General features: G+C 71.9%; 16 protein-coding genes. 12 read left to right on the top strand and 4 right to left on the bottom strand.

What is annotated here, in order from left to right:
- Nucleotides 1–205: 205 nt before the first annotated feature.
- The 8 genes from J2S57_RS32735 (at nt 206) to J2S57_RS32700 (ending at nt 11,868) form a co-directional block, all read left to right on the top strand.
- A complete protein-coding gene (locus tag J2S57_RS32735) occupies nt 206–1,858 on the top strand; it encodes an ABC transporter substrate-binding protein (RefSeq protein ID WP_307249986.1) in 1,653 nt (550 codons plus the stop codon).
- Nucleotides 1,859–1,941: 83 nt separating this feature from the next.
- Nucleotides 1,942–2,931, top strand: coding sequence for an ABC transporter permease (locus J2S57_RS32730; protein WP_307249983.1), 990 nt, complete (start codon nt 1,942–1,944; stop codon nt 2,929–2,931).
- A gap of 349 nt (nt 2,932–3,280) precedes the next feature.
- Nucleotides 3,281–4,141, top strand: coding sequence for an ABC transporter permease (locus tag J2S57_RS32725; protein WP_370882733.1), 861 nt, complete (start codon nt 3,281–3,283; stop codon nt 4,139–4,141).
- Nucleotides 4,138–4,989, top strand: a complete 852-nt coding sequence (locus J2S57_RS32720; protein WP_307249980.1) for an ABC transporter ATP-binding protein — start codon at nt 4,138–4,140, stop codon at nt 4,987–4,989. Before J2S57_RS32725 ends, J2S57_RS32720 begins: the two co-directional genes overlap by 4 nt.
- Nucleotides 4,986–5,867 carry an ABC transporter ATP-binding protein gene (locus tag J2S57_RS32715; protein ID WP_307249978.1) on the top strand — a complete coding sequence of 294 codons (882 nt, stop codon included), beginning with the start codon at nt 4,986–4,988 and terminating at the stop codon, nt 5,865–5,867. Before J2S57_RS32720 ends, J2S57_RS32715 begins: the two co-directional genes overlap by 4 nt.
- Nucleotides 5,864–7,870, top strand: coding sequence for a beta-galactosidase (locus J2S57_RS32710; RefSeq protein WP_307249976.1), 2,007 nt, complete (start codon nt 5,864–5,866; stop codon nt 7,868–7,870). Before J2S57_RS32715 ends, J2S57_RS32710 begins: the two co-directional genes overlap by 4 nt.
- On the top strand, nt 7,870–10,392 hold the full coding sequence (locus J2S57_RS32705) for a glycoside hydrolase family 2 protein (RefSeq protein ID WP_307249974.1): 2,523 nt from the start codon (nt 7,870–7,872) through the stop codon (nt 10,390–10,392). Before J2S57_RS32710 ends, J2S57_RS32705 begins: the two co-directional genes overlap by 1 nt.
- A 75-nt stretch (nt 10,393–10,467) precedes the next feature.
- Nucleotides 10,468–11,868 carry a GH1 family beta-glucosidase gene (locus J2S57_RS32700; protein WP_307249972.1) on the top strand — a complete coding sequence of 467 codons (1,401 nt, stop codon included), beginning with the start codon at nt 10,468–10,470 and terminating at the stop codon, nt 11,866–11,868.
- 74 nt (nt 11,869–11,942) lie between these two features.
- Here the strand turns inward: J2S57_RS32700 and J2S57_RS32695 are convergent, their stop codons facing one another.
- The 4 genes from J2S57_RS32695 to J2S57_RS32680 all read right to left on the bottom strand — a co-directional run bounded on the left by J2S57_RS32695 (nt 11,943) and on the right by J2S57_RS32680 (nt 17,636).
- Nucleotides 11,943–13,454 (bottom strand): GGDEF domain-containing protein, encoded by a 1,512-nt coding sequence (locus J2S57_RS32695; protein WP_307249969.1) that lies wholly within the window; start codon nt 13,452–13,454, stop codon nt 11,943–11,945.
- A gap of 67 nt (nt 13,455–13,521) precedes the next feature.
- Nucleotides 13,522–14,886, bottom strand: a complete 1,365-nt coding sequence (locus tag J2S57_RS32690) for an ATP-binding protein (protein ID WP_307249967.1) — start codon at nt 14,884–14,886, stop codon at nt 13,522–13,524.
- Between the two features lie 63 nt (nt 14,887–14,949).
- On the bottom strand, nt 14,950–16,863 hold the full coding sequence (locus J2S57_RS32685; protein ID WP_307249965.1) for a thiamine pyrophosphate-binding protein: 1,914 nt from the start codon (nt 16,861–16,863) through the stop codon (nt 14,950–14,952).
- On the bottom strand, nt 16,863–17,636 hold the full coding sequence (locus tag J2S57_RS32680; RefSeq protein WP_307249962.1) for a cyclase family protein: 774 nt from the start codon (nt 17,634–17,636) through the stop codon (nt 16,863–16,865). Before J2S57_RS32680 ends, J2S57_RS32685 begins: the two co-directional genes overlap by 1 nt.
- Nucleotides 17,637–17,764: 128 nt before the next feature.
- Between J2S57_RS32680 and J2S57_RS32675 the strand changes: the two genes are divergently transcribed.
- From J2S57_RS32675 to J2S57_RS32660, 4 genes are read left to right on the top strand one after another with little or no spacing between them, the layout of a single operon-like run.
- Nucleotides 17,765–18,718 carry an ABC transporter ATP-binding protein gene (locus J2S57_RS32675; protein WP_307249959.1) on the top strand — a complete coding sequence of 318 codons (954 nt, stop codon included), beginning with the start codon at nt 17,765–17,767 and terminating at the stop codon, nt 18,716–18,718.
- The gene (locus tag J2S57_RS32670; RefSeq protein WP_307249958.1) at nt 18,715–19,500 is read left to right on the top strand and encodes an ABC transporter permease; all 786 of its coding nucleotides are present in this window, start codon (nt 18,715–18,717) and stop codon (nt 19,498–19,500) included. Before J2S57_RS32675 ends, J2S57_RS32670 begins: the two co-directional genes overlap by 4 nt.
- A 16-nt stretch (nt 19,501–19,516) precedes the next feature.
- Nucleotides 19,517–20,872: a sensor histidine kinase gene (locus J2S57_RS32665; protein ID WP_307249955.1), complete on the top strand. Its 1,356-nt coding sequence runs from the start codon at nt 19,517–19,519 to the stop codon at nt 20,870–20,872.
- Nucleotides 20,869–21,483, top strand: coding sequence for a response regulator transcription factor (locus J2S57_RS32660; protein WP_307249953.1), 615 nt, complete (start codon nt 20,869–20,871; stop codon nt 21,481–21,483). The genes J2S57_RS32665 and J2S57_RS32660 overlap by 4 nt, the downstream gene beginning before the upstream one ends.
- Nucleotides 21,484–21,657 lie beyond the last annotated feature (174 nt).

Below are 21,657 nucleotides of genomic sequence, written 5' to 3'. Positions count from 1 at the left end.
GCGCGACCGACGCCGGTGACCGGCGTCGTCGCTACGTCCCGGACCTATATTGACACACTAAATTTAGTAAAGTAAGAATTGCGCCACCGCAGAGCCGCGGGAGACGAGCCGCCGGTCACGACCGTGCGGTGAACGGGAAGGACCAAGGATGTTCCTTACGGCGATGAGGGCTCGCTCCCGGACGAACCGGGGTCACGCCCTGAAAGTGGCAGCAGGTCTGGTGGCGGTCGGCACCCTCGTGGCCGGCTGTTCGGGCAGCAGTGGCGAGGGCAGCGGTGGGGGTGGGGGCGTCACGACGCTCGTCGCCTACACCGGCCAGTCCGGCGACTACCAGATCAACTTCAACCCGTTCTCACCGACGCAGATCGGTGGTGGCGGGGCGATCTACGAGCAGCTCTTCTTCATCAACAAGGCCGGGTCCGGTGATCCGGAACCGCTGCTGGGCACCGACTACGCCTGGAACGACGACGGCACCGAGCTCACGGTGACCCTGCGCGAGGGCGTGAAATGGACCGACGGGGAGGCCTTCACGGCCGACGACGTGGTCTTCAGCTTCGACATCCTCACCGAGCACGCGTCGCTGAACTCGATCGGTTACGACGGCACGGCCGAGGCCGCCGACGACACCCACGTCGTGTTCACGTTCAAGCAGCCGGCCTACACCCAGGCCCCGGACGTGCTGGGCAACACCTACATGGTGCCCGAGCACCTCTGGAAGGACGTCGATCCCGAGACCGACGTGATGGAGAAGCCGGTCGGCACCGGCCCTCTCAAGCTCGGCGAGTTCAAGGCGCAGGCCTTCACCTACGTCGCCAACGAGGACTACTGGGGTGACGTCCCGGCGATCAAGACCGTGCGGTTCCTGTCGCTGTCGGGCAACACGGCGGGCGCGGACGGCGTGGCGGCCGGCACCATCGACTGGCAGACCGGCCCGGTGCCGAACATCCAGAAGGTCAAGGAGACCTACCCGGGCTACGACGCGCTGACCGTCAACCAGAGCCAGACCGCGCTGCTCACCTGCGCGAACAAGGACCTGGGCTGCACCGGGCCGCAGACCGACCCGGCCGTGCGGCGCGCGATCTACCACGCGGTGAACCGGAAGCAGCTGAACGCGCTGGCCTTCCAGAACACCTCGAGCGAGATCTCGCCGACCTTCGTGCTGACGTCGAACCAGAAGCAGCTCATCTCCTCCTCGATCGAGCAGCCGGTGGCGCCGGAGACCCCGGACGTCGCGGCGGCCACCTCGGAGCTGGAAGGAGCCGGCTGGGCCAAGGGCAGTGACGGCATCTACGCCAAGGGCGGCGAGAAGCTGTCGGTGACCGTGGAGGTCGTGACCGGCTGGACCGACTACATCACCGCCGTGCAGACGATGGCCCAGCAGCTCAAGGAGGCCGGGATCGATCTGAAGGTGGCCCAGTCGTCGTGGAACGAGTGGACCGAGAAGAAGACCGGCGGCAAGTTCCAGCTGGCGATCGACTCGCTCTACCAGGGGTCGGCGCCCGACCCGTACTACGTCTACAACAACTTCTTCTCCAGCACGAGCACCGCCAAGGTCGGGAAGACGTCGGGCAACAACGTGTCCCGCTACTCCGACCCGGACGTCGACGAGGCGATCAAGGCCCTGCGCACCTACGCCCTCGACGACACCGCGGCCCGGCAGCCGTACCTGGACACGATCGAGACCTCGATCGTCGAGGACATGCCCTACATCCCGATCCTCACCGGCGGCACGACCAGCGAGTGGAACGTCAAGAAGTTCACCGGATGGCCGAGCGCGGACGACCTGTACGCCGTGCCCGCGGTCTGGTCGAAGAACGACTTCGGCGCGATCATCAAGCGCCTCAAGCCGGTCTCCTGACCCGACGCTGAACCGTGGCGGGCCCGGGACTCCCCGGGCCCGCCTCCCCAGACCCTCCGTGCCCCGTCCGGAAGGACCGTGCCGTGAACTACCTCCTGCGCAAGCTCCTGTTCTACGCGGTCGCCGTCTGGGCGGCCGTCACCCTGAACTTCGCGATTCCCCGCCTGCTGCCCGGCAATCCGGTGGACATCCTGCTGGCCAAGCTCCAGGCCCGGGGCGCCACGGTCACCCCGGAGTCCCGGGCGGCCTACTCGGCCCTGCTCGGCGGTGACTCCGACGAGTCGTTGCCGCAGCAGTACTGGACCTACCTCGTCAACCTGGTGCACGGTGACCTCGGGGTCTCGGTGACGTACTTCCCGGGCAAGGTCACCGACGTCATCTCCACCTCGATGCCCTGGACCATCGCCCTGGTCGGCATCGCCACGATCATCGCCGCGGTGCTGGGCATCGGGCTCGGGGCGATCGTCGGCTGGCGGCCGGGCACCTGGCTGGACTCGGCCGTGCCGGCCACCACGATTCTCGCCGCGGTGCCGTACTTCTGGCTCGCGCTGGTGCTGGTCTACCTGCTCGCCCGGGTGCTCGGCTGGTTCCCCTCGCAGGGCGGCTACGACGTGGTGCTCAGCCCGGGCCTCAACGGGCCGTTCATCTCCTCGACCATCCGCTACGGGTTCGTGCCGGCCCTCACCATCGTGCTGGCCTCGCTCGGCGGCTGGATGCTGGGCATGCGCAACATGATGGTCTCCACCCTGTCCGAGGACTACGTGCTCACCGCCCGGGCCAAGGGCCTGCCGGAGCGCACGATCATGCGCAACTACGCGGCCCGCAACGCGGTGCTGCCGTCGATCGCCGGGTTCGCGATCTCGCTCGGCTTCGTGGTCTCCGGCTCCGTGGTCACCGAGCAGGTGTTCTCCTACCCGGGCATCGGCTCGAAACTGCTGTCGGCCGTGCAGAACAACGACTACGCCCTGATGCAGGGCATCTTCCTCTACATCACGCTGGCCGTGCTCGGCGCCAACCTGGTCGTCGACCTGCTGTACGGCCTGATCGACCCGCGCACCCGCGCCCGGGCCTGAGAGGAGAACCGGGATGAGCATCTCCGACAAGTCCGACTCCACCGAAACCACCCCGGCGGAGTCCGAAAACACCCCGACGCCCATGGAAAACGCCCCGAGGGCAACCGGAACCACCCCGACGCCGACCGGAACCACTCCGGTGGCGAACGGAACCGCCCCGGTGGCGAACGAAACCGCCCGCCCGACCGGCGCGTCCACCGTCGACGCGCACCTGATCGTGCGGGAGACCCCCGCCGCCCCGACCAGCCCCACCGGCCCGGGTGGGCCCCTCGCCTCACCGCCGCCCACTCCCGCCGCGGTGCCCCCGGCCACACCCCGCAGACGGGGCTGGCGTTCGCTCCTGCCCACCATGACCGGCTGGCTCGCACTGGGTCTCACCCTGGTCGGCCTCATCGCCCTGTTCGGCGCGATCGGCCCGTTCTTCGCCGGTGACCCCGACGCGATCAACGACATCGGCCTGGCCGGACCCACCGGCACGAACCTGCTCGGCACCACCCAGACCGGCCAGGACGTGCTCTCGCAACTGGCCTTCGCCACCCGCGGCTCGCTCCAGATCGGCCTGCTGGTCGGCGTGATGGCGACGGTCCTCTCGGCGTTCTTCGGCATCTACGGCGCCTACCTCGGTGGATTCGCCGACGAGACGTTCTCGTTGCTGTCCAACGTCTTCCTCGTCATCCCGGGTCTGCCGCTGGTCATCGTGATCTCCGGGTTCGTGCCGCCGGAGAGCCGGGGCCTGTGGACGATCGCCCTGGTGCTCGCCCTGACCAGCTGGGCCGCGTCCGCGAGAGTGCTCAGGGCGCAGACCCTCTCGGTGCGCAACCGCGACTACGTGGCCGCGGCGCAGCTGTCCGGCGAACGGCCGTGGCGGGTCATCGCGGTCGAGATCCTGCCGAACCTGCTGCCGGTGCTGGCCTCCCAGTTCGTCTACGCCGTGATCGCGGCCATCCTCGGTGAGGCCGGCCTGTCGTTCCTCGGTCTCGGGGCCTCGAACTCGTCCACCCTGGGCACGATGCTGTTCTACGCCCAGAACGGGTTCGCCCTGCCGCTGGGGGCCTGGTGGTGGTTCGTGCCGCCCGGCCTGATGATCGCCCTGTTCGGCATGGGCCTGTCGCTCATCAACTTCTCGATCGACGAGATCATCGACCCGCGGCTGAGGAACGCCCGGCTCGCCCGCAGGCGCACGGCCCGGCTGAGGAAGGTGGCCCGATGAGGAGCCCGGTACTCACGGTCGAGAACCTGACCGTCGTCTACGAGACCGAACAGCCGGTCACCGCCGTGCGCTCGGCCTCCCTGCAGCTGGGCCGCGGCGAGATCCTCGGTCTGGCGGGGGAGTCCGGCTGCGGCAAGACCACGCTGGCCTACGCCGTCAACCGCCTGCACCAGCCGCCCGCCCGCATCACCGGGGGATCGGTGGTGTTCCACGACCGGGACGGCGGTGACATCGACCTGCTCGCCCTGAAGGACGAGGCGCTGCGCCGGTTCCGGTGGTCGCAGCTGTCGATGGTGTTCCAGGGCGCGATGAACTCGCTGAACCCGGTGCGCACGATCGGCTACCAGCTCGACGACACGCTGAAGGCCCACGCCCCGGAGATGTCGAGGGCCGAGCGCCGCGCGCGGTCCCGGGAGGTGCTCGAACGGGTCGGGGTCGACGCGGTGCGTCTGCGCTCGTACCCGCACGAGCTGTCGGGCGGCATGCGCCAGCGCACGATGATCGCCATGGCCATGCTGCTGCAGCCGCAGATCATGATCATGGACGAGCCGACCACCGCCCTCGACGTGGTGGTGCAGCGCGAGATCCTGCGCGAGATCGTGCGGCTGCGTGACGAACTCGACTTCGCGGTCGTCTTCATCACCCACGACCTGCCGCTGCTGCTCGAGATCGCCGACCGGATCGCGGTGATGTACCGCGGGGAGATCGTCGAGCTCGACACCGCCGAGCAGGTGCACCGGGCCGCGAAACACCCCTACACCCGCAAGCTCCTGGAGTCGTTCCCGAGCCTGACCGGGGACCGGGGCGACTTCGTGCGCCACGGACACGGGGAAGAGAGGTCAGCATGACCAGCGTGCACGTCACCGACCTGACCAAGGACTACCCGATCCGCGACGGCCTGCGCCGCCGGCGGCACCGGGCCGTCGACCGGGTGAGCTTCGACCTGGTGCCCGGCCGCACGGTGGCTCTGGTCGGGGAGTCCGGTTCGGGCAAGTCCACGATCGCGAAACTGCTGACCAGGCTCGAGAAACCGACATCGGGCCGGATCGAGGTCAGGCTCGACGACGGCACCCCGGCCGTCGGCCCGCTCTACCGGCGCCACGTGCAGATGGTGTTCCAGGACCCGTTCGCGTCGCTCAACCCGTTCCACTCGGTGGCCCATCACATCGCCCGGCCGCTGAAGCTGCACGGGCGTCCCTCGGGCCGCGACGAGGTGCTCGCCATGCTCGAGCGGGTCAACCTGACCCCGGCCGAGGAGATGGCCGACCGGCGCCCGCACGAGCTGTCGGGCGGTCAGCGCCAGCGGGTCGCCATCGCCCGCGCGCTGGCTCCCGGGGCCCAGGTGCTGGTGGCGGACGAACCGGTCTCGATGCTCGACGTGTCGATCCGGCTGGGCGTGCTGAACCTGCTCGGGCGCCTGCAGCGCGAGAGCCGGCTCGCCGTGCTGTACATCACCCACGACCTGGCCACGGCCCGCCACTTCTCCGACGACATCCTGGTGCTGCACCACGGCCGGGTCGTCGAGCGGGGGCCGGCCGACGCGGTGATCCTCGACCCGCACCACGACTACACGAAGCTGCTGGCCGCCTCGGCACCCGACCCCAACCGGGTCGGTGGCGTGGTGAGGTCGCAGGCGCCCGACCGGGACTCGATCGACGACTCCGTCTGCTACGACCACCGTCTCGGCGAATGGGTGCCGACCGGCACGCAGAAGGCGGCGGCATGAGTCTCGTCTTCGGGGGCGACTACAACCCCGAGCAATGGACGCGTGACACCTGGCTCGACGACGTGCGCCTCATGCGGGAGGCCGGGGTCAACCTGGTCACCCTCGGCGTGTTCTCCTGGGGTCTGGTCGAGACCTCCGACGGGGTGTTCGATTTCGGGTGGCTCGACGACATCGTCGAGCTGCTGCACGAGAACGGCGTCGGCATCAACCTGGCGACGCCGACGGCGGCCCCACCCAGCTGGCTGCACACCGCGCACCCGGAGATCCTGCCGTTCGACGCCGATCTCTATCAGCAGCCGCCCGGTGGCCGTAACGCCTGGTGCCCCAGCTCACCCGTGTTCCGCTCCTACGCGGTGCGCGTCGCCGGGCGGCTGGCGATGCGGTACGGGCAGCACCCGGCCGTGAAGCTGTGGCACGTCGGCAACGAGCTCGGCGGCGGCAACGCGCGCTGTTACTGCGACGTCTCGGCCGACGCGTTCCGCCGGTGGCTGGCCGAACGGCACGGCACCGTCGAGGCGGTGAACCAGGCCTGGGGCACGGCCTTCTGGGGGCACCGGTTCAACGACTGGAGCGAGATCCTGCCGCCCCGGGGCAAGCACGGAGCGCCGAACCCGGGGTTGTTCATCGACTACGAGCGCTACTCCTCCGACGCGCTGATGCGGGCGTACCTCGCGGAACGTGAGGTGATCCAGCGGTTCTCGGACGTTCCGGTCACCACGAACTTCATGGTCGGCCCGGGGGCGCAGGTGGTCGACTACTCGCGCTGGGCGCCGCACACCGACCTCGTCGCGAACGACCACTACACGCTCGTCGACGACCCGGACCGCGCGATCGAGCTGGCCTGCGCGGGTGACCGGATGCGGGGGATGAGCGCCGGGCGCCGGCCGTGGCTGCTGATGGAGCACTCCACCGGCGGGCCGAGCTGGCAGCAGCGCAACCGGGCCAAGGATCCCGGCGAGATCGCCCGTAACGCCCTGGCGCACGTGGCGCGGGGGTCCGACGGCGCGATGTTCTTCCAGTGGCGGGCCTCCACGGCGGGGGCCGAGCAGTTCCACTCGGCCATGCTGCCGCACGCGGGCACCCGTTCGCGGGTCTGGCGGGAGGTCGTCGAGCTCGGCGGGCACCTGAAAGCCCTGGACGAGGTGGCCGGTTCGCGGGTCGAGCCGGCGCGGGCCGCGATGGTGGTCGACGACGAGGCCGGCTGGTACCTGCAGCACGGCCTGAAACCCCACCGGGGCCTGCGCTACGGGCGGGAGCTGCGGGCCTGGCACAAGGCGCTCTGGCAGCGGCAGGTACTGCTCGACCTGGTGCGTCCCGACGCCGATCTGTCCGGCTACGACCTGGTTCTCGTGCCCACCCTCATCATGGTGGACGACGCGGTCGCCTCCCGCCTCGCGGCGGTGCCGCAGCGGGGTGGCACGCTGGTCGTGACGTACCTCTCGGGGATCTGCGATCCCACCGGGCGGGTGCGCACGGGTGGCTACCCGGGAGCGTTCCGCGACGTGCTGGGCGTGTGGGCGGACGAGTTCTACCCGCTGCAGACCGAGGAGTCGGTGAGCCTCAGCGACGGTGGCGTGGTGCGGGACTGGACCGAGCGCGTGGTCGTGGACGACGCTGACGTGGTGCTCTCGTACACGAGCAGCTCCCTGGCCGGAGGCCCGGCGGTCACGCGGCGGGCGGTGGGCGCGGGGGCGGCGTGGTACGTCTCGGCGCAGCTGCCCGGGTCATCGATCGAAGCGGTCGCCGATCGCCTGATCGCCGAGACCGAGCTGGCCCGAACCGTGGTCGCGCCAGCGGGGCTGGAGGCGGTCCGGCGCATCGGCGACGACGCGGCCTACCTGTTCCTCATCAACCACCGCGACGAACCGGTGGAGGTCGAGGCGGCCGGCCTCGACCTGCTGACCGACGAGAAGGTCGGCCCGGCCACCCAGATTCCCGCCGGGGGCGTCCGCGTTGTCCGGACCCCGCGCGAGACCGAAGCCAGCACGTCCGGGAGGGCCTAGTGCAGCACCACGAACTGACCAGCGGATGGACCGTCACGACGACCGCCGGGGAGGTGCCCGACGCGGCGAGGGGAACCTTCGCGGCCGCGGTGCCCGGCTGCGTCCTCACCGATCTGCTCGCGGCCGGGGCGATCCCCGAGCCCTACGACGACGCGCACGAGGCCGACCTGGCGTGGTTCCACCGCACCGACTGGCGCTACACGGCCTCGCCCGACCTGGCACCGCCGGAGCCCGGTGAACGGATCGACCTGGTGTTCGACGGTATTGACACCGTTGCCACGGTCCGGCTGGGCGACACCGTTCTGGGTCGCACCGAGAACATGCACCGCAGCTACCGCTTCGACGTCACCGACCTGACGGCACGGACGTCACTCACGGTCGACATCACCTCGGCCACCACCCACGCCGAGGCGCTGCGGTCGAGACTGGGCGACCGCCCGGCCGTCAACGTGCCCCGGCCGTTCAACTTCGTGCGCAAGATGGCCTGCTCGTTCGGCTGGGACTGGGGGCCGGACTTCCGCACGGCCGGGCTCTGGAAGCCGGTGCGGGTCGAACGATGGACGACCGCCCGCCTCGCGCGCGTGCGTCCGGTCGTCGGGTCCGACACCGTGGAGGTGCACGTCGACCTGGAGCGTTCGGGGCTGGAGACCCGCTCCGCCGTGAAGGTGCGGGTCGAGGTCCGGGGGGCCGGCGCGTCCACCGTCGTGCCCGCCGACGTCGACGAGGCGGTGCTGAGGCTGCGGGTGCCCGACGCCCCGCTCTGGTGGCCGGCCGGGCACGGTGAACAGCCCCTGTCCGAGCTGACGGTCGAACTGAGCTCCGGCGAGACGGTTCTCGACACCTGGAGCCGCCGGATCGGGTTCCGCACGGTCGAGATCGACACCGGTGACGACGAGCACGGCACCCGGTTCGTGATCCTCGTCAACGGCAGGCCGGTCGCGGTGCGGGGTGCCAACTGGATCCCGGACGACCACTTCGTCACCCGGATCACCCGCGACCGCCTGGCCCGGCGTCTCGACCAGGCGCTGGGCGCGAACCTCAACCTGCTGCGGGTGTGGGGCGGCGGGATGTACGAGTCCGACGACTTCTACGAACTGTGCGACGAGAGAGGACTTCTCGTCTGGCAGGACTTCCTGCTGGCCTGTGCGGCGTACCCGGAGGAAGAACCGTTCCGCTCGGAGATCGAGGCCGAGGCCCGCGAGAACGTGGTGCGGTTGATGCCGCACCCGTCGCTGGTGCTGTGGAACGGTGGCAACGAGAACCTCTGGGGCCACGAGGACTGGGGGTGGAAAGACCTGCTGGGTGAGCGGACCTGGGGAAAGGACTACGCGGAGCGGCTGTTCGGGGAGATCGTGGCCGAGCTCGACCCGTCGCGTCCGTACAGCGCGAACAGCCCGTTCACCCCGCGCCGCACACCGGGGCAGTCACACCCGAACGACGCCGACCGGGGCACGCACCACCAGTGGGACGTCTGGAACCGCCTCGACTGGAGTGCCTACCGCAGCGAGATCCCGCGCTTCTGCTCGGAGTTCGGCTACCAGGCACCGCCGTCCTGGCGGGCTCTCACCGAGCACGTGCACGCCGCGGACGGCCGGGCGCTGACCGAGGTCGACGACCCGTACGGCGACCCGACGTTCCTCGTCCACCAGAAGGCCGACGACGGCACCGGCAAGCTCGAGCGCGGAATGGCCCCGCACACCGGGGTTCCGGAGCGCCTCGAGGACTGGCACTGGGCCGCGCAGCTGAACCAGGCGCGCGCGATCCGGCACGCCGTGGAGCACTACCGGTCGTGGTGGCCGCGCACGGCCGGCTGGATCGTGTGGCAGCTCAACGACTGCTGGCCGGTGGTGTCGTGGGCCCTCGTCGACTCGCAGGAGCGGCCGAAGCCGGTGTGGTTCGCGTTGCGGCGGGCCTCGGCGCCCCGCGCGCTGTTCCTCACCGAGCGCGACGGGGCGCTCGGCCTGGTCGCGGTGAACGACACCGACGAGCCCTGGACGGGCACCGCCGAGGTGCGGCGCTCGAGCTTCGCCGGGGCCGAGCTGGCCCGCCGGGAAACCCGGATCGACGTGCCGGCCCGGTCGGTGCAGGTGATCGCCCTGCCTCCCGAGCTGACCACGCCGCACGACGCGGCGGAGGAGATTCTCGTGGCCGAGCTGGGTGACGAGCGGGCGGTGCACACGTTCGCCGAGGACGTGGACCTGAAGCTCGACCCGGCCCCGCTCGAGGCGACCGCGGTCAGGGTCGGGGGTGGCTACCGGATCGACGTGCTGGCCGGCAGTTTCGCCTCCGACGTGACCGTGCACCCCGACCGCCTGGCCCCGGACGCCCGGGTCGACGACGGCGTCGTGAGCCTGCCGGCCGGAGCCCGCACGAGCTTCCTCGTCACCACCACGGCCGACCTCGACCCGGCCGACCTCACCCGCGCCCCGGTGCTGCGCACGGCCAACGACCTGCGCGCGGTCGCGGTGCGGGCGGCCTCCCCGGCCACCGGACCGGGAGGCCACATGGTCAGCGCGGGCTGACCACCGCGTCCACCCTTTTCGCCGTACTCGACCACCGCACCGTTCCCTCTCATCCTCCACCGATCAGGAGCCCTGATGACCCAGCCCACCCCCGGCGCCGCACCGCGCCGTTTCCCGAGCGACTTCCTCTGGGGGGCGGCCACGTCCTCCTACCAGATCGAGGGAGCGGTCGGTGAGGACGGCCGCGGCCCGTCGATCTGGGACACGTTCGCGCGCAGGCCGGGGGCCGTCGTGAACGGCGAGAACGGTGACGTGGCCATCGATCATTACCACCGCAGCGCCGACGACGTGAAGCTCATGGCCGGCCTGGGCCTGAACGCCTACCGGTTCTCGGTGGCCTGGCCCCGGATCCAGCCGACCGGTTCCGGCGCCGTGAACCAGGCCGGTCTGGACTTCTACAAGCGCCTGACCGACCAGCTGCGGGACGCGGGGATCGCCCCGGCCCTGACCCTGTACCACTGGGACCTGCCGCAGCCGTTGCAGGACGCCGGGGGCTGGCCGAACCGGGACACCGCCCACCGTTTCGCCGAGTACGCGGGCATCGTGGCGGAGGCGCTGGGTGACCGGGTTGACCTGTGGATCACCCTCAACGAGTCGTGGTGCGCGGCCTATCTGGGACACCTGTCGGGTGAGCACGCGCCGGGCGTCAAGGACCCGGCCCAGGCCCTCGCCTCGGTGCACACGCTCAACCTGGCCCACGGGCTGGGTGCGGCCGCCGTGCGTGAGAAGGCCGGCGCCGCAGCGAGGATCGCGATCTCGCACAACCTCCAGGTGAACCGGGCGCACACCGACGCGCCGGACGACCGGGCCGCCAAGACCCGTCTCGACCTGGTCAACAACGAGATCCTGCTGCAGCCCCAGCTGAACGGCGTCTACCCCGAGGGCCTGTTCGAGGCCACGGCCCGGTTCACCGACTGGTCGTTCGTGCGCACCGGCGACCTGGAGATCATCAACGCCCCGCTCGACGCGATGGGGCTCAACTACTACTCGACGGCCACCGTGCGCGCGGGGGAGGACCCGGACCGCGACCCGTTCCAGCCCACCCTGGTCGAGGGGGTCGCCCGGGTGCGCCCGGAGGGCGAGTACACCGAGATGGGCTGGCTGGTCGAACCGCGGGGCCTGACCGACCTGCTGCTCGACATCCACCGTCGCCGGCCCGGCCTGCCGCTCTACATCACCGAGAACGGCGCCGCGTTCGACGACACGGTGGCCGCCGACGGCCGGGTGCACGACGACCGGCGCACCGCGTACCTGCACGCCCACCTCGACGCGGTGGGCCGGGCCCTGGACGCCGGGGCGAACGTGAAGGGCTACTTCGCCTGGTCGCTGTTCGACAACTTCGAGTGGTCGTACGGGTACGGCAAGCGGTTCGGCATCGTGCACGTCGACTACGACACCCAGGTGCGCACGGTGAAGGACTCCGGCCGCTGGTACAGCCAGGTCGCCTCGTCGGGGGAGCTCCCGCCGCTCGCGTAGGGGGTGGTTCCCCGTCCGGCGTCGCTGTCCGCCGTCGGTTCCGGACGGGGAACCCCCTGGAGGGGAGGGGCCGGTCAGGCCCGCCCGACGCGTCCCCGCCCGGCACTCTTGGCCGCGTACATGGCCCCGTCGGCGCGCTGGATCTCGTTCTCCGGGTCGGCGCCGTGCGGCGCCACGATCACCCCGATGCTCGCCCCCACCCGCACCGGGCTCCCGAGGGCCACGACCGGCACCGAGACCGCCGCCAGGATCCGCGCCGCGATCGCCTCGGCCTGCACGTCGTCGGCTCCGGGCAGGATCACCGCGAACTCGTCACCGCCCAGCCGGGCCACCACGTCACCCGCGCGCACCACGGAGCTGATACGGGCCGCCACCGCCTGCAGCACCGCGTCGCCGCCCTGGTGCCCGAGGGTGTCGTTGACCGGTTTGAAGCCGTCCAGGTCCACGTAGAGCAGGGCCGTGGTGGGCGTGGCCCCGGCGAGTTCGGTCTCCCAGAGCGCGTAGAACCGGCGCCGGTTGGCCAGCCCGGTCAGCAGATCGGTGTTGGCCTGCGACTTGGCGGTGTCGAGCAGACCGGCCAGCTGCTTCATCACCCCCTGGAGACGGGCCAGCACGAGCAGGTAGAGCACGATCGAGCCGGCGGCGATGACCGGCGCGTCGATCGGGTCACGGTGCAGCCACTCGAGGATCAGCACCAGCGGGGCCATCAGGCTGGCGGCGGCCAGCGCCACCAGCCGGCCGCGGCCGATGACGCCCTCCGGGACGGGTGGCGTGGCCTCGGACACCGCGGGCATCGAGGGGTGCAGGGCCGACGCGCCCATCAGGACGTGGGACGCCATCCAGCCGACATCGGTCCAGCCGCCGGTCTCGTAGGTGCCGGCCAGCTGCATCAGCGTGTAGGCGCCGTCGGTGACGAGCAGGGTGGTGACGCCGCCGACCAGCAGCCGGTAGGCGAACGGTCTTCGGCCGGTGCCGATGGTCAGGCGCACCAGCACGGCCAGGGCCAGCAGGTCGACCACCGGGTAGGCCAGCGAGACCAGACGGGCCGGCTGCGACAGGTCACCCGCGCCGGCGGTGGGTGAGATCAGGTAGAGCCACGACAGCAGGCCCGCGCCGGTCGAGAGCACGGCCGCGTCGAGCAGCCCGGAGCGGTCCCAGCCGGTGCGGCGCGCCCGGGTGAAGCCCAGCAGCGCCGCGATCAGCAACAGGCTCGACGGGATGTAGAGAGCATCGGACACCGACGGGAACGCGTCCTGGTGCAGCCACACGGACCGCCACCAGAACGCCGCGTCGCCCAGGGTGAACAGCAGGGTGCTGCCGGCCAGCGTGTACCAGGGAAGGGCGTGCTCAGGCCGGTGCCGTCGCACCCCCAGAACGATCGCGACGACCGCCGAGGTGTGCACGGCCGAGGCCACGAAGGCATGGGTGGTGGCGGAGCCGAAGAGCAGATAGACCACGGCCACCAGCGAGCAGACGGCCAGGTAGAACGCCGACGCCCGGGCGCGCCCCGCACCGCTCATCGAGCTGCTCACCGAGCTGCTCACCGTGCCGCCCCCACCGCTGCCCACACCGCCCCCACGGTCCACGAGTCATCGCCTCATCGGCGTCCCGCGGGTCGGACTGGATCGGACGCGGCCCGATCGGGACCGATCCTCAGGTGTGTGCCCCGTTCAGGTGCCGGATGCCGCGCAGCAGGTCGCTCTGCGTGATCGGCCCGGCGGCCGTGCCCCGGGCCTCGGCCATCGCCTTCTCGAGCTGGGCCCGCCGCAGCACCTCGGCCAGGTCGGCTCCGGACAGGCCGGTGGCGTGCCCGGCCAGCTCGGGCACCGACACGTCCGGCGCGAACAACCGGAACGCGTCCGTGGTGTGCCGCCGTTCCAGCGCCCGGATCTGCTTGGCCAGGATGTCCGCGCGGGCCTGCGCCCCCGGCAGGGGCACGGCCAGTTTCACGTCGAAGCGGCCCGAGCGGATCAGCGAATCGTCCACCCGGTCGGGGAAATTGGTGGTCGCGACCACGATGACGTTCGGGTTGGCCTCGATCAGGCCGTTCATCTCCTGCTTGAAGATGCCCGCCACCGAGTTGATGGCCTGGTCGGCCGAGCCCTGCGGGCGCCCGGCGTAGCTGACGATGCTGTCGAACTCGTCGAACAGCAGCACGGTGGGGGAGGTGTAACGGCGGGCCTGCGCGAAGACCTTGGCGATGTTGCGCTCGGACGCGCCCATCCAGCGATCGAGAATGTCGTTGCTGCGCACCTCTTCGAGCGTGCCGCCGATCTCGTTGGCCAGGGCCCGGGCCAGGGTGGTCTTGCCGGTGCCGGGCGGGCCCCACATCAGGATGCCCTGCGGACGGCGGGCACCCCAGCGCGCCATCACCTCCGGGTGCCGGAACGAGTCGGCGACGTCCCGCAGCTGGGTGACCACCTCGTCGAGACCGCCGAGATCGGCCAGGCGCACGTCGTCCGTCATCGGGGTCGGGTCCGCCGCCCGGGGGCCGGCGGGCGCCTCGGCGCTGATCCGGACATGCCGTCCCCGCAGGAAGTCGGCGCCGCCCGGGCGTCGGGCCGCCACCGTGACCATGAGGTGCACGATCGCGCCGATGGTGGACGCGCCGAACGCGGTGCGCGCGACCCTCACCACGAGGCGGTCGGTCACCCGCCCGTCGAGCAGGGCGCGGCCGGGGAAGAGGGCGGCACTGATCCCGTCCTGGGCCAGCGTCTCGGCGGGCTCCTCACCGGGCCCGGCGAGGAGCCGGCCGAGCTTCTCGAAGACCGGGGCCACGTAGTCGGCGCCGATCATGAACTGGTGCAGCGGGCCGTCGAAACCCGGCTCCTGTGACGTGATCCGCCCCTCCAGCAGCACCTGGTCGCCCTCGGCCCGGGCGATCAGCCCGAGCCGGGACAGTCCCGGGCCGTCGTCGTGCAGCAGGGCGTGCGGCCCGGGCCCGCGCAGGACCCGGGCGATCGTCTCGTCGGCGGCGTCCAGGGTGAAACGGGCGCCGCCGGCCTGGAAGCTGTCCACCTGGTCACGATAGGCCCGGGAGGTCCGGGTCGCAGGTGCGGAAGATCCCGGCCGGGTGTTCCGTCAATGTCCCCGGAACGCCTCCGCCAGCCACCAGGCCCCGCCGTCACTCGCGATCTTGGCGTCGATCACCAGCACGCCCCGCGGATCGGTGAGCCAGCGCTCGACGCCCACCAGGTCGTCCGTGCCCCGGACCGTGACGCCGGTGGCCCCGAAACCGGCCGCGAGCGCGGCGATGTCGGTGTCCGGGAAGCTGACCGCGCGCAGGTCGGCGTCCTCGCCGAAATGGTGCACCTCGGCCCCGTAGGCCGCGTCGTTGTAGACGATCACCACCAGCGGCCGCCCGATCCGCACCGCCGTCTCGAGTTCGGGCAGGGACATCAGGAACCCGCCGTCACCCGCCGCGACCACACCGAGCCGTCCGGGCCGGGCCAGCGCCGCGCCGATCCCGCTGGCCAGCCCCAGCCCGATCGACTGGAACGCCTGCGTGAAGCAGAACCCCTTCTCGTCCGGCACCCGCAGGTACGCCGAGGGATAGCCCATGAAGTTGCCCGAGTCCACCGACACCACGCGCTCGGCCGGCAGCAGCGAGTCCAGCGCCGACGTGAGGACGCGGGGATCGATCCGCTCACCCGTCGACAGGTCCGGGGTGGGCGTCTGGTTCCACCACCGCGACTCCCGCAGCCGGGCGGCGACCTCCTCGGTGCGATACCCCGTGGGGCGGGCCGGAGTCCCGGCGGCGCCCGCGTGCCCGTCCGTGACCTCGCCGGCGTGCGCAACGCCGTCGGTGGGCGTGACGCCGTCGGTGGGCGTGACGCCCTCGGTGGGCGTGACGCCCTCGGTGGGCGCTGCTCCCGCGGCGGCCCCGTCCAGCCGGGCGAGCACGTCGGACGCCGTTGCCCCGCAGTCGCCGAGCACCCCCAGGTCGACCGGCCGGTGGGCGCCCAGGGCGGCGACGTCGTCGTCCACCTGGACCACCCGGGCGGACGGGCCGATGAGCGAACCGTGGCGCATCGTCCACATGTTCAGGGCGCAGCCCCAGCCGATCACCAGGTCGGCCCCGCTGATCAGCTCGGCGACCAGGGGTGAGGAGAACCCGCCGGAGATGCCGAGGTCGAACGCGTCACCGCGGAAGAGACCGTTGGCCACGGCCGAGGTCGCGACCAGAGCGCCGGAACGCACCGCCAGCCGGGCGATCTCGTGACCGGCGTCGAGCGCACCCCGCCCGGCGACGAACACCGGCCGCTCCGCCCGCCCCAGCAGCTCGGTCAGGGCGGACACGGAGGCCTGGGCGGGCCGGACCGGCGCCGGCCGGAAACGGTCGGGGCGGGAACGGGTCCCGGCCTCCGGTGCCGGGACGGGTTCGGCAGCGCCGGGTTCAGGAGCGCCGGGTTCAGGAGCACCGGGTTCGGCGGCGTGGGGTTCGGCAGCGCCGGGTTCAGGAGCGCCGGGGTCGGCAGCGCCGGGTTCGGTGCCGGGCCCGATCGCGGTTGCGGCCTGCACGTCCAGCGGCAGGTTGAGCACGACCGTGCGCCGGCCCTCGACCGCCGTCCGGTAGGCCCGCTGGACGTCCGCCGCCGCGGACGCCGCCGAGTGCACCCGCTCGGCCACCGCCCCCACGCTCGTGACCAGCGCGTCCTGGTCGATCCGGAAGTTCGAGCGGATCGCCGAGGAGGCCGTGTCCGCCGCCAGCACCAGCACCGAGGTCCGGCTCTTGGCCGCCTCCCCGATCCCGGTCATCGCGTTGGTCAGTCCACAGCCCTGGTGCACCGAGACCACGGCCACCCGCCCCGACAGGCGCGCGTACCCGTCCGCCATCGACGCCGCCCCGCCCTCGTGACGGGCCGCCGTGAACGGGACCCCGTGCGTCCGCAGAGCATTGGTGACATGGAAGTTCCCGCTGCCCACCACCCCGAACGCGTGCCCCACGCCCAGCGTGGCCAGCAGCGCCCCGACCTGCTCGGCGACCGTGCCCATCAGGAGCGCGGGACGAGCGCGAAAGCCCGTGCCGGCGAACCGGTCCCGCCCACGATCGGCAACGGCGCCACCACCAGCATCGCCCCCGTGCGGGGCAGCCGGTCGAGGTTCTGCAGCTGCGTCAGGCCGTACTTGTCCGCACCCAGCAGGTGGTAGTGCACCGGGAAGGCCGGATCCAGCGAACCGGCCTGTCCCGCATCGATTCCCACGGTCTCCACCCCGAAACCCGAGATGCTCGACGCCGCCAGCCACTGCGCCCCGGCCACCGAGACACCGGGGGAGTGCGGGCCGTTCTCGTCGGCGTTCGCGAACGCCACCGGGTCGTCACCGCGCGCCGCCCAGCCGGTGCGGAACAGCAGCCACGCGCCCTCGGGCAGCGGCCCGTGATCGGCGACGTAGGCGTCCAGGTGGGCGGGCTCGAGCAGGAAGTCCGGGTCGGCCGCCACCTCCGCACGGAGGTCGAGCACCACGGCCGGGCCGATCAGCCGGGCCGGTGGGATGGTGTCGACCGAGTGACCCTCGCGCCCCGAGGCCCAGTGGATCGGCGCGTCGAGGTGCGTCCCGGTGTGCTCCCCGGTGTGGATGTTGTTCCAGCCCCAGTACGGCCCGTCGTCGTCGAAGTCGCTGACCTTCTCCAGCGACAGCGGGATGGTGTTCGCGAACGGCGGCGGCAGCTGCAGGATCGGCGTCTGCGGCGACAGCGGCGCGGTGACATCGATGATCTCGATCTCACCCGAGGACAGGGCGGCGAGCAGGCCGGAGATGGCGGTCATGCCCGCAGAGCATCCCGGCAAGAATGCACCCGGTGGTGGCGGCGCGCCGCGAACGATGACAAATGTCATCGGAGGCCGGTGAGAACCGCCAGCAGCGCCGGACCGGAGGCGGCACCAGGCTGGAACCCATGAGAACAGACGAACTCGCGATCCGGGTCCGGGGCCTGCGCCGGACCTACGGAACCGGGGCCCAGGCCTACGAGGCCGTGCGCGGCGTCGACCTCGACGTGCCGGCCGGATCCGTCACCGCCCTGCTCGGCACCAACGGCGCCGGCAAGACGTCCACCCTCGAGGTGATCGAGGGCCTGGCCGCCCCCAGCGGCGGCAGCGTCGAGGTGCTCGGCCTGAACCCGCTGACCGACCGCGCACAGGTGCGCCGCCGCACCGGGGTCCTGCTGCAGCGCAGCGGTTTCTCCGGCGACCTCACCGTGCGCGAGACCCTGCGGCTGTGGGGCGGCACGCTCACCGCGCCGCGCCCGGCCGACGACATGATCGACCTGCTCGACCTGGCCCACCGCGCGAACACCAGGGTGCTGTCGCTGTCCGGCGGTGAGGCCCGCCGCCTCGACCTGGCCTGCACGCTGATGGGCGACCCGGAACTGGTCGTGCTCGACGAGCCCACCACCGGCCTCGACCCGGAGAGCCGCCGCGAGGTCTGGAACCTGATCTCCGGCCTGCGCGACGCCGGGTCCACCGTGCTCGTCACCACGCACTACCTGGACGAGGCCGAGACCCTGGCCGACCGGCTCGAGATCATGCACGCCGGGCTCATCGTGCGCTCCGGCACGCCCGCGCAGATCGCCGAGGGCCACCCGTCCACCATCAGTTTCGCCGGATCGCTGCGGGTGCCGGACGGGCTCGCGGGCATCACCCACAGCGCCCACGAGCACGGCCGCACCGTGCTGCAGACCGCCGACCTGCAGACCGCGCTGGCCGGGCTGCTGGCCTGGGCCGGCGCGCAGAACCTGCGCCTCGAGGGCCTGGACGCCCGCAGCCCGAGCCTGGAGTCGGTCTTCCTGGCCATCGCCGACGGCCGCGACGCGTCCCCGAAAACCCCAGTCCTGGAAGGAAGCACCCGATGAGCGCCACCTTCTCGGTGCCCCGCACCCTGCACCTGGCCCGCTGGAACACCGTGCTCCTGACCCGCAACAAGCTCGCCGTCACCTACGCCCTGGTGATGCCCCTGGCCCCACTGCTGCTCCTGCTCATGGGCGAGCGCGGCGCCGAGACCACCGGCGCGAGCGCCATCGGCTCGGTGCTGCTGCTGGCCGTGCTGTTCCCCGTCTTCTACAACATCCTGAGCCAGTTCGTGAGCCGGCGCGACGAGCTCGTGCTCAAGCGCATGCGCACCGGCGAGGCCCGCGACGGCGAACTGCTCGCCGGCATCGCCCTGCCCGGCATCGGCATCGCGCTCCTGGTCAGCGCGATCGCGGTGCCCATCGCGATCGCCGCCGGTCAGATGGTCCCGGTCAACGCCCTGCTGTTCGCCCTGGCCGCGGTGCTCGCCGTGGTGATGTTCGCGGCCTTCGCCTACTGGACCGCCGCCTGGACCCGCAGCGCCGAGGCCGCCCAGCTCACCAGCATCCCGGTGATCGTGCTGGCCAGCCTGGGCCCGTTCGTCGGGGGATTCCCGGGCCTGTCCGACACCGTCCGCGAGGCCATCTCGCTCACGCCCGGCGCGGCCATGACCGAACTGATCCGGGTCGGCTGGTTCGGGCTCGAGAACGCCGACGCCACCACGTCCACCCTCGCTTTCGTGGACACCTGGAGCGCAGCCGGGCAGCCGGTCGTGGTCATGCTCTTCTGGACGGCGCTGGCCCTCGACCTGGCCCGCCGCTCGATGCGGTGGGAGCCGCGCACGTGAGTCCTAGGCTGACGGCGTGAGAGTGCGCCGGTGGTCCGAGCTGAGCCGGGTGGAGAGGGTCTCCCTCTACACCCGGCTGTCGCTGCACGTGGCCCTGTGGGGCCTGTGTCTCGCCTTCGTCGTCGGGGCCGTACCGATGATGGACGCGCCGGTCGCCGTGGCGGTCGTGGTCGCCGGGGCGGTGGTCACCGCGCTCGGGTCGTCCACGTTCAACGCCGTGATGGAGATCTACCCCCGCACCCGGCCGTTCCCCTGGTCCCGCGCCGCCGCCCTGGTCGCCGGCTGTGCCGTCTACCTGCTGATCGTGATCGTGCTCGTCGGGCAGCCGGCCCGCGGCGGGATCTCGGCGCTGGTCGTCGCCTCACTCACCACCGGGCTGGGCGGCCTGCCCGACCGTCGCGTGGCGGCCGGGCTCGTCGTGGTCAGCGCGGTGGTGGGCGGGATCGGGGGTGAGGACTGGTTCGCGGTGGCCGCGGCCGTGGTCGTGGCCGTGTTCGTCGTGGGCACCGTGCGGGCGTCGCTGTGGCTCTACGGCATCGTCGCCGAACTCGACGCCGCCCGGCACACCCAGGCCCAGCTGGCCGTGGCCGAGGAACGCCTGCGGTTCTCCCGCGACGTGCACGACGTGCTGGGACGCCATCTCTCGACCATCGCCGTGCAGGCGGAACTCGCCGCCACACTGGCCGAACGGGGTGACGAACGGGCCGCTCCGCAGATGATGCAGGTGCGCCAGGTCGCCCACGACGCGCTCACCGAGGCCCGCGAACTGGCCCGCGGCTACCGCCCGACGAGCCTGCCCCAGGAGCTCGAGGGCGCCCGGTCGCTGCTGCGCTCGGCCGGGATCGCGGTGCGGCTCGAGACCGGCGCGGTGCCGCGCGGCTGGCACGAGGCCGCCGGCTGGGTGGTGCGCGAGGGCGTGACCAACGTGCTGAGGCACTCGTCGGCGCAGTCGGTGGTGATCTCGTTCGCGGACGAGGTGCTCCGGATCGAGAACGACGGCCTGACGCCCGCTCCGGCCGGGGACGCCCCGGGACTCGGGAACCCAGGCCTGACCGATGCGGGTCTGGCTGGTTCGGCTGTGACTGGTTCGGGTGTGGCTGGTTCGGGGCTGAGCGGCCTGCGGGGACGCCTGGACCCCCTGGGCGCCCGTCTCGACGCCGGTCGCCGCGACGACCGCTGGATCGTCACCGCGCGCCTGCCCGCCAGCGGTCCGCTCAGCGCGTCCGCCGTCCCGTCCGCGGTGCCCGCCCCGACGCCTCCGGTGACCGGGCCGCCCGCCGCGACCACACCGTCCACCATGACCACACCGACCGCGCCGACCGCGCCGACCGCGCCGACCACGCCGACCAGCGCCGACCGGGAGACCCCGTGAGCACCCCCATCCGCATCCTGCTCGCCGACGACGAGAACCTCATCCGCACCGCGCTGGCCCAGATGCTCAGCCTGCAGGAGGATCTCGACGTGGTCGCCGAGGCCGCGACAGGCACCGAGGCTGTCGCGATGGCGGTGCGGCACCAGGTCGACGTCGCCGTGCTCGACCTGCAGATGCCCGGGCTCGACGGCATCGCGGCCGCCGAGCAGGTCGCGGCCCAGGTGCCCGGGTGCGCCTGTGTGATCGTCACCAGCTACGGACGTCCCGGTCACCTCAAGCGCGCGCTCGCGGCCGGGGTGCGGGGTTTCCTCCCGAAGACCACGTCGGCCGCGACCCTCGCGGCGGTGGTGCGCACCGTGCACGCCGGCGGACGTCACGTCGACCCGGAACTCGCCGCCGAGGCCATCGCAGCCGGCGACAGTCCCCTGACCCCTCGCGAGTCGGACGTGCTGGAGCTCGCCGCGACCGGCGCCCCCATCGACGAGATCGCCGCCCGGGCGTCGCTGTCGCCGGGGACGGTGCGCAACTACCTGTCCAACGCGATGACCAAACTGAACGCCGCCAACCGCCACGACGCCTGCGCCATCGCCCGCCGCATGGGCTGGATCTGAGGGACGCCCGCCCGGGCGACCACCGCGTCCACCATCGGGGACGCGGCCTTGAGCGGGCGACGGCCGATCCGCCGAAAGCGCGCGATAGCGGGCATCTCGCTCACAGGAATGTCCCCCTTCCGGGTGGTGCCGACGTTCCTGCCCGCTAGTTCGCCCCGGCTTTCTCCGAATTGG

This window comes from Kineosporia succinea (genome assembly GCF_030811555.1).
Taxonomy (GTDB): domain Bacteria; phylum Actinomycetota; class Actinomycetes; order Actinomycetales; family Kineosporiaceae; genus Kineosporia; species Kineosporia succinea.
Note: the sequence above shows the minus strand (reverse complement) of the source record. Positions and strands in the feature narration are given on the sequence as shown.